This window comes from Neisseria sp. P0009.S007 (assembly GCF_051962515.1).
In genome coordinates, this window is sequence record NZ_JBQCVF010000047.1 from 1 (window position 1) to 9,285 (window position 9,285).

The 9,285-nt window shown below is 50.4% G+C and carries 9 protein-coding genes; 5 read left to right on the forward strand and 4 right to left on the reverse strand.

Annotated elements, in window-relative coordinates:
* From ACTHS3_RS06155 to ACTHS3_RS06175, 5 genes are all read left to right on the forward strand, one after another.
* Positions 1-236 (forward strand): ComEA family DNA-binding protein (locus tag ACTHS3_RS06155; protein ID WP_440367402.1); only part of this gene is annotated, 236 nt, incomplete at its 5' end.
* A 185-nt stretch (positions 237-421) separates the two neighbouring features.
* Positions 422-916 carry a type IV pilin protein gene (locus ACTHS3_RS06160; RefSeq protein ID WP_440367415.1) on the forward strand — a complete coding sequence of 165 codons (495 nt, stop codon included), beginning with the start codon at positions 422-424 and terminating at the stop codon, positions 914-916.
* A 218-nt stretch (positions 917-1,134) separates the two neighbouring features.
* Positions 1,135-3,162 carry an excinuclease ABC subunit UvrB gene (uvrB, locus tag ACTHS3_RS06165; protein ID WP_440367404.1) on the forward strand — a complete coding sequence of 676 codons (2,028 nt, stop codon included), beginning with the start codon at positions 1,135-1,137 and terminating at the stop codon, positions 3,160-3,162.
* A 24-nt stretch (positions 3,163-3,186) separates the two neighbouring features.
* Entirely contained in the window at positions 3,187-3,843 is a 657-nt protein-coding gene (locus ACTHS3_RS06170; RefSeq protein WP_308881600.1) for a hypothetical protein, read from the forward strand.
* Between the two features lie 299 nt (positions 3,844-4,142).
* Complete coding sequence (locus ACTHS3_RS06175; RefSeq protein WP_440367405.1) at positions 4,143-4,691, forward strand: SMI1/KNR4 family protein; 549 nt, start codon at positions 4,143-4,145, stop codon at positions 4,689-4,691.
* A gap of 154 nt (positions 4,692-4,845) precedes the next feature.
* On the opposite strand, the gene xth is transcribed toward ACTHS3_RS06175, so the two are convergent.
* The 4 genes from xth to ACTHS3_RS06195 all read right to left on the reverse strand — a co-directional run.
* Complete coding sequence (gene xth, locus ACTHS3_RS06180; protein WP_440367407.1) at positions 4,846-5,616, reverse strand: exodeoxyribonuclease III; 771 nt, start codon at positions 5,614-5,616, stop codon at positions 4,846-4,848.
* Between the two features lie 167 nt (positions 5,617-5,783).
* Positions 5,784-6,062 carry an ArsR/SmtB family transcription factor gene (locus ACTHS3_RS06185; RefSeq protein WP_254342413.1) on the reverse strand — a complete coding sequence of 93 codons (279 nt, stop codon included), beginning with the start codon at positions 6,060-6,062 and terminating at the stop codon, positions 5,784-5,786.
* 415 nt (positions 6,063-6,477) lie between these two features.
* A complete protein-coding gene (locus tag ACTHS3_RS06190; RefSeq protein ID WP_003749172.1) occupies positions 6,478-8,259 on the reverse strand; it encodes an extracellular solute-binding protein in 1,782 nt (593 codons plus the stop codon).
* 99 nt (positions 8,260-8,358) lie between these two features.
* A partial coding sequence (locus ACTHS3_RS06195; protein WP_440367409.1) for a YihY family inner membrane protein occupies positions 8,359-9,285 on the reverse strand: 927 nt, incomplete at its 5' end.

The following is a 9,285-nucleotide window of genomic DNA, read 5'->3' on the forward strand; positions in this document are numbered from 1 at the left end:
TGGCTGCCGTGAACGTCAATACGGCCTCTTCTGCCGAACTGGAGGCATTGCCGGGTATCGGCCCGGCTAAGGCGAAATCGATTGTGGAATACCGTCAGAAGAACGGTGCGTTCAAATCGGTGGATGAGCTGAAAAACGTGAAGGGCATCGGTGATGCGGTGCTGAACAAATTGAAGGCGGAGGCGACGGTTTCTCCTACCGCGCCTAAGGCCGCCCAGCCTGCCGTGAAAAAATAAGTCTGACGGACGTTTGTGCCGTATATGCCGCCCCGAGGCCGAACCGCTTGCCGGTTGGGCCTCGGGGCGGCTTTGTATGGGGGCGGGAATGAAGACTTGGACCAATGGGGGCCATTGGGTAAAGGGATAAACGGATAGGGAGCTTCTTGTTGGATAGTGATAGAAAAGATAAAGGGAATAAAGATATGTACTTAAAGGTATTTAACGGAAAACGGAATAGGGCAACCGTGCAGAGGGGGTATTCTTTGATACAGCTGTTGGTGGTGATGCTGTTGGTTTCGATATTGGCGACGGCGGCATTGACTGCCTATCGGGAATCGGTCCGCTCGGCGAACCTGCGTGCGGCGCATGCCGCCCTGCTGGAAAATGCGCGCTTTATGGAGCAGTTCTACACGAAAAAGGGCAGCTTTAAGCTGACGTCGACGAAGTGGCCGGAACTGCCGGTGAAGGAGGCGGGCGGTTTCTGTATCAGGATGAGCGGTCAGGCTAAGGGCATCCTGGAGGGTAAGTTTACCTTGAAGGCGGTGGCGTTGGACAGGGAGGCGGAACCGAGGGTATTGCGCTTGAACGAGTCGTTGACAGCAGTAGTTTGCGGGAAGATGAAGGGAAAGGGCAGTTGTACGGACGGCGAGGAGATATTTAGGGGCAATGATGCGGAGTGTCGGCCTTTTATGGGGTAACAATCGGGTGGAAAGGGAGAAGCGGATAAAGAAAAAGGACGTGCTCAGGCACGTCCTTTCGGGAGAGGATAATTTAATTGTTCCTGCTAACACAACCAACCTCAGTTAGCTAAGTAAGGAGATGAAATATTTAGTCTTGTTAGATTGGCACACTATCAATTTTCAGACGGCCCTTTGTTATAATCCTCTCTTTCCCTGAACATAAAACAGGCCATCTTATGGAAGTCATCCAATATCCCAATTCTCCGTTTAAACTCCATCAGCTATTTCCGCCCGCAGGCGACCAGCCCACCGCCATTGCCGGCCTGCTCGAAGGACTTTCAGACGGCCTTGCCTACCAAACCCTTCTCGGCGTAACCGGTTCGGGCAAAACCTACACCATGGCGAACGTAATTGCGCAAAGCGGCCGCCCCGCCATCATCATGGCGCACAACAAAACCCTTGCCGCCCAGCTTTATGCCGAAATGCGCGAGTTTTTCCCCGAAAACGCGGTGGAATATTTCGTCTCCTACTACGACTATTACCAACCCGAAGCCTATGTGCCCAGCCGCGACTTGTTCATCGAAAAAGACAGCGCGATCAACGAACACATCGAGCAAATGCGCCTTTCCGCTACCAAAAACCTGATGACGCGCAACGACGTGATTATCGTCGCCACCGTATCCGCCATTTACGGTATCGGCGACCCGACCGAATATCAACAAATGGTGTTGTCCGTCAAAGAAGGCGACACCATCGAGCAGCGCGACATCATCGCCACGCTCGTTTCCATGCAGTACGAACGCGGCGATTTGGATTTCAAACGCGGCAGCTTCCGTGTGCGCGGCGACGTGATTGACGTGTACCCCGCCGAAAGCTCCGAAAACGCCTTGCGCATCAGCCTGTTCGACGACGAAATCGACCGCCTCGATATGTTCGACCCACTTTCTGGTAGTCTTATTCAACGCGTCGGCCGCTACACCGTCTTCCCGTCCAGCCACTACGTTACCCCGCGCGACACCGTCTTGCGCGCCTGCGAGTCTATCAAAGAAGAACTGCGCGAACGCATCGAATTTTTCGCCAGCGAACAACGCCCCGTCGAACAACAACGCATCGAGCAGCGCACCCGTTTCGACCTCGAAATGCTCTACGAAATGGGCTTCTGCAAAGGCATCGAAAACTACTCCCGCCACTTCTCCGGCAAAAAAGAAGGCGAACCGCCGCCCACGCTGATGGACTACCTGCCCGACAACGCCATCATGTTCATCGACGAAAGCCACGTTACCGTAACCCAAATCGGCGGCATGTACAAAGGCGACGCATCGCGCAAGCAAAACCTCGTCGACTACGGCTTCCGCCTGCCTTCCGCCCGCGACAACCGACCGCTCAAATTCCACGAATTTGAAAAAGTCATGCCGCAAACCGTCTTCGTCTCCGCTACCCCTGCCAAATACGAAGAAGAACACGCTGGACAAGTGGTCGAACAAGTCGTCCGCCCCACAGGGCTGGTCGATCCCCAAATCATCATCCGCCCCGTCGCCACCCAAGTCGATGACTTAATGAGCGAAATCAACGACCGTATCCAAAAAGGCGAACGCGTTCTCGTTACCACCCTCACCAAACGCATGGCGGAGCAACTCACCGACTATTACAGCGAACTCGGCATCAAAGTGCGCTACCTGCACAGCGACATCGACACCGTAGAGCGCGTTGAAATCATTAGAGATTTGCGGCTTGGACTGTTTGACGTACTGGTCGGCATCAACCTCTTGCGCGAAGGCCTCGACATCCCCGAAGTCTCCCTCGTCGCCATCCTCGACGCCGACAAAGAAGGTTTTCTGCGCTCCCACCGCAGCCTGATTCAAACCATAGGCCGCGCTGCGCGCAACGTGAACGGCGTTGCCATCCTGTACGCCGATAAAATTACCGACTCCATAAAAGCCGCCATCGACGAAACCGAACGCCGCCGCGAAAAACAAATTAAATTCAACGAAGAACACGGTATCGTGCCGCAGCAGATTAAAAAACAGGTCAAAGACATCATCGACGGCGTGTACCACGAAGAAGACAGCGGCAAAGGCCGTCTGAAAGGCAAAAACAAGGTTAAAGTCGGCGAAATCCACAATGAAGAAGATGCCTTGAAAGAAATTGCCAAACTGGAAAAAGCCATGCAGCAGGCGGCTCGGGATTTACAGTTTGAAGAGGCTGCTGTGTTGAGAGATAGGATTCGAGGGATTAAGGAAGGGTTGTTGTTTGGGGCAGAATAATTTTTAAATTTCAGAGACCATGATATGGAAGAGAAACTTACAGATTTAATTCTTAGTAACATTGAAAAAGGTAATTATGGATTCATTATAGTAATAATTTTTACTATGGTATTGGCTATTATCATTTTTAGATTCAGAGGAGTATTAGAATACTTATCAGAAAGACGAAATTTTCGTAGAAAATTTTTAGAAGAGGTTATAGCCAATACAAAACATAAATCTAATGTGAGGTATTTCTTAGAAAACGAACTCATTAGGGAATATTTTGCTCGAATATTCAAATTTAATGCAGAAGTTATTATTATAGAAAAAATAATAGATTTTCATAAATTTTTAAATGGTGAATTTACGTTTAATCAACTTGTTAAAAGTTATAGGTATATGAGAATGAATGATGGAAAACTTACAATTCATATTTCCTGGCTTGATTGGCTTGTAGATGCATTTACATATTATATACTCGCATTTATTTTATTTTGTCTAGGAGTATATTCATATATTCTTGGCTTTAAACACGATAATTGGAAAATTTTATTATATATTTTATGTGCATTTTTTAATATTTTATTGAGTTTAATAATATATTTTCAATCAATCCCTTATAAAAATGCAAAGAAATTAAAATTAAGATTAGAAGCCTTTCAAAAACAAACCGTAGCAAACCGTAGCCTACATGACTAACCGCATGCGTGGATACGCCACACACACTACCTGAGGATAGCACAAACTTTAAATCTGAGGTGTAGGGTGTGTGTGGTATGCACGCATTCTTTGCCGTTCAAACCATTGGTTCAAACTTTCAGACGACCTCAAACGTCGTCTGAAAATCTCTTAGTGCAAAGGTCGTCTGAAAACCGTGAATCCGTTTTCAAACGACCTTTGTTTCATTTCAGGCAACGAATATAATAACGCATAGGCTGATTCCCGCCAGTTGATTCAAAGCCCAACGATAATCCATTTAAAAAAAGAATCCGACCATCATGACCTATCCGCAAGCCCTGCAACAACTTCAATATTGGCTCGCAAACAGCCAAGTATCTCACGCCAACCATCTGAATTTTAATGTACATCCCCTTTCAACTGATGAATTGCAGGCGATACGCGGATATACGCAGAACAAGCTGCCTGAAAGCTATTATTTATTTTTACAGCAATGTGGCGCGGGGGATTTTTTCTATTCGTGGCACACCAGCATGATCGATCAAACCGTATCGCAAACGCCCAAAATAGAAATCTACAATCTCGTCCAACTGCAAGAACAAAATCTCTATTACCAACAACTATTGCGCGAAGAACTTGACGACCTGCCGCCTGACGAACACCCCGACATAGGCGAAATCTTTATCATCGGAGCGCATCACAGCATGGGAGATTGGTTCGGCTTCGACCTGTCCCGCACCGAACCCAACTTCGATATTTTTATCCACGATGCCGCCGATCCCGCCACCTATGCCGAAGAGGCCCAATGGCGACAGTTTGAAGATTGGATCATCCGTTGCGTGGAAAGTAGGGGAGAAGATACGCTTTAAATGGTGGCATAAGTAAAACACAGTGAGGTAAAGTGGGTACTCATTAGCCATGTATTTCTGCTAACCATGCTTGAGTGGCTACGCCAAACAATAAGGCCGTCTGAAAACCATTTAAAGTTTTCAGACGGCCTTATTGTTTATATTGCTTTAAAATCTAACAGTCAAACTCGGCAATTACCGGTGCGTGGTCGCTGGGACGTTCTTGGGCTCGGGTTTCTAGGTCGACGGTGACGTCGGTAAGGGTGGCGGCGAGTTCGGGGCTGCTGAGGATGTGGTCGATACGCAGGCCGAGTTTGCGTTGGAACATGGCGCCGCGGTAGTCAAACCATGTGTAGAACGCGCCTTCGGGGTGGATTTTGCGCAGGCTGTCGGTCAGGCCGAGGTCGAGCAGGTTTTTAAACCATTGTCTTTCGATGGAGGAGCAATGGATTTTTTCGTGCCATTTTTCGGGGTCGTAGCAGTCGGCATCGGCCGGGGCGATGTTGAAGTCGCCGAGCAGGACGAGTTTGGGGTGAACGGCCATTTCTGCGCGGACGAACTCGGTCAATGCGGCAAACCATTGTTCTTTGTATTGGAATTTTGGGCTGTCCAGGGCTTCGCCGTTGACGCAATAGACGTTGATGATGCGCACGCCGTTGATGGTGGCGGCGATGACGCGGCGTTGTGGGTCATTGGGGAGGGCGGGCAGACCGCAATGTACGTCTTGCGGTTCGTGGCGGCTGATGATGGCGACGCCGTTGTAGGTTTTTTGGCCGCTCCAGACGCAGTGCCAGCCCATCATTTGCAGGGCGGCTGCCGGGAATTTGTCTTGGTCGAGTTTGAGTTCTTGTAATGCTAGTATGTCTGCTTGGTGGTCGGCCAGCCAGTTTTGTACTTGGGGCAGGCGGACGTTGAGGGAATTGACGTTCCAAGTGGCGATTTTCATGATGTTTCCGTGTGTGCTGTTGGGTGGGAAGGCGGCGGATTGCGCCTGTGGGAATGGGCGGTATTGTATAGCGGATTGGTTTATTTTTCGATATGGGCTGAAAGTGGCAGGCCGTCTGAAAGCTGATGTTTCAGACGGCCTTGATGTTGTGATATGGAATAATTTGTTTATGCTGCTGGGTCTTTGAGCGTGCGCAGGGTATTGAGGATGGTGGTGGCTTCTTCGGAGATGATGCGGTATTCGATGATGCGGTGGTAGCGCGTGAAATCGATGATGCCTTCGGTGCGCAGGCGTGCGAGGTGGTTGGCGATGCCGGTTGGGGAGGAGTCGAGTGCTTGTGCCAGTTCGGTAATGCTGCGGTCGCCGTCAAGCAGTAGAAAAAGAATGGCCATACGTTCGGGGTTGGCAATCAGTTTGAGAATGGTAGAGAGACGCTTGATTTCCATATTATTGTTCCTTTTGTCTGTTATATGAATGCTTGATTTAGGTTAAATTTGGATGATTGTAGTTTTTATTAAGATTAACCTTATAATTCAAACTCTTACCTTGCAGTGTACACGGTTTTGTAAAATTTGAGGGCATTGTTTTGCAATTTTTTTGTTCATTTTCGATATTTTGCTTCGGTTGCGAAAATGGATTGAAAAGAGACAAAAAGGCCGTCTGAAATGTTCCGTTGCAGATGATTTTGCTGACGGATGTTTCAGACGGCCTTTGATTTGGCTTTAAGTTGTTTTTTCTTTTATGTTTGTGTTGAATCAGCCGATTGATTGTTTTTAAACAAACAACTAGGTTTTATGATTCTATGCTTAGGACTACACGCCAAGGGCTTGTCAGACGCTTGGACGTGTTGTCGAAATGCGACTACTTTTTCTTCCAGCCTGCGGTCATGGCGAAGGTAATGGGGTCGTAGTATTTCGGCAGCTTGGACGGAATGCCTACATCGTTACGGTACACGACGCGGTAGCGGTCGGCGAACCAGTTTGGAACGATGGTGTATTGGTGGCGGATCAGTCGGTCGAGCGCGCGCGAGGTGGTTTGCAGCTCTTGGCGGTTGGTAAAGCTGTTGAAATGGGTCAGCAGTTTTTCGACCGCGGGATGGCAGACGCCGGACAGGTTGCGGCTGCCTTCGGTTTTGGCGGCGGCGCAGCTGAAGTAGTCGTATTGCTCGTTGCCGGGGCTTTCGCTGTTGCCGTAGTAGCCGGTGGTTACGTCAAAATCGAAGTCGTTCATGCGTTTTTGGTACACGGCGGAATCGGCGGTGCGCACGTTCATGGTAATGCCGATTTTGGCGAGGTCGCGCTGCCATTTGGCGGTAATGCGTTCGTAGTTTTTGCTGGGGGCGAGGAATTCAAAGGTCAGCGGTTTGCCTTGTTTGTCGACTGCTTTGCCGTTTTTGTATTGGTAGCCGCCTTTTTCAAGCAGGGCGCGTGCTTTGAGCAGGTTCGGGCGCACGCCCAGTTTGGGGTCGGTAACCGGCGGCATAGGGACGTCTTGATCCAATACGCCATCGGGCAGCTTGGTGCCCAATGATTTGAGCAATGCGGTTTCTGCACGGTCGGGCTTGCCAGTTGCGGCCATGGTGCTGTTGGTGAAGAAGCTGTCGGTGCGGCGGTATGCGCCGTAGAAGATGCGGCTGTTGACGCTTTCGTAGTCGAAGCTTTCAATCAAGGCGCGGCGGACGTAAATATTGTCCAAGGGCTTGTGGCGCATATTGATGACGAAGCCTTGCATGCCTGCGGTGCTGTTTTGCAGCCATTCGTGTTTGGACAGGTTGCGTTTTTTGAGGACTTCGTCGGAGTAGGCGCGCGCCCAGTTGCGGGCGACGTTTTCTTGTACAAAGTCATATTGGCCGCCTTTTAACCCTTCAATGCGGACAACTTCGTCTTTGACGTATTTGATGCGGATGTGGTCGTAATTGTAGCGGCCTTTGCGCACGGGCAGGTTTTGCGCCCAGTAGTTTTTGTCGCGGACAAACTCGCTGATGCGGCCGTTTTCAGCTTTGGCAAAACGGTAGGGGCCGGAGCCGATGGGCAGGCTGTTGGGCGCGGCGGCCAGGCCTTTTGGATAGCTTTTATGCGAGAAGACGGGCAGGCTGCCGAGAATCATGTGCAATTCTGAGTTACGCTGCTTGAAGCGGAATACGACGGTGCGGTCGTTGGGCGTTTCTACTTTGGCTACGTCGCTCCAGTAGAAGTGGTACATGGGGGCGGCGGCTTTGTCTTTGGTCAGGATGTTAAATGAAGCGGCAACGTCTTTGGCCAAAACGGGGTCGCCGTTGTGGAATTTGGCTTTGGGGTTGATTTTGAAGGTAACGGAAAGACCGTCCGGCGCCAGGGCGATGTCTTCGGCAATCAGGCCGTAAACGGCGTAAGGTTCGTCCATGCTTTGCTCGGTCAGGGTGTCGAGCGTCAGCATGCTGATGCCGTATTCGTGGTTGCCTTTGAGGGTAAAGGGGTTGAGCGTGTCAAAAGCACCGAGGAAAGGCGTGGTAAACGTGCCGCCTTTGGGGGCGTTGGGATTGACGTATTCGAAAGCGGTGAAGTTGGCCGGATATTTGGGTGGTTGGCCAAGGCCTACGCCGTGGGCGGCGAAGGCGGCAGATGGAATCAAACCGAGCAGCGAGAGTAGGGCTGGTGTTTTCATCTATTTTTCCTTGTAGGTCGAATGTAGTATTCAGTAGTGTGCCGATTATAGCAAAGGCCGCCTGAAACTTGATATTTTTGGTTTCAGACGGCGTCACGTTTAAGAGGATTGTTTTTTCGTATGGGCGCCGAACTCGGCCAGCGTCATGTTCAAGGTTTCCAAGCAGGGCTGCATGATGTGGTCAACCGTTTGATTGACCTTGTCTTTGTTGAGCGTTTGCGGGCGGTAGACAAAGAGTTTGAACAGCTCGGCCAAGTCGATGGACTCCGCCCCCATTTTCAAGACCCAACCCTGACGGCCGAAATAGACATAGCCGTGTCGCGCCAGTTTTTCTAAAAGCTCGCCCAATTCGTCGAAGCCCATATTGATATGCCGTCTGAACTCCTGCACCGGCAACGCCTTACCGCTTTGTTGGGCAGAATCGAGCAGCAGCAGGATTTTCAATACATCGTCAAAGCGGCCGCGCGCATCCAGACTGCGGCGGAACGCTTCGCCGCGCCAGTAGGACAGGGACGAGGTCAAAACCGCGCCGCCCAATACCAGCGTCCATAACAGGTTGAGCCACAACAGGAAAAAAGGTACCGCGGCAAATGCGCCGTAAATCGATTTGTAGCCGTCAAAGTTGCCCATGTACCAAGCGAACAAAAAGCGTGCCGTTTCCAAGCAAAACGCCGTTACGGCCGCGCCGACCAAAGCATGGCTTGCCGGCACGAAACGGTTGGGCACAAAGCGGTATAAGCCCCACAGCAGCATCGTAATAAATGAAACCGCAGTGATAATTCTCAGCCATTCTGATCCGCCTACCACTTGCACCTGACCGATCACGACCGACAAGCCCACGCCCAAAGATAAAGGCCCAAACGTCAGCAACGCCCAATACACTAAAAACTGCATCATCCAAGGCCGTTGCGAATTGACGCGCCAAATCCGGTTGAACGCATTGTCTATGGTCCGAATCAGCATCAGCGAGGTTACGACCAACATCACACTACCGATGGCCGTCAGCTTGGTGGCCTTATCGCGGAA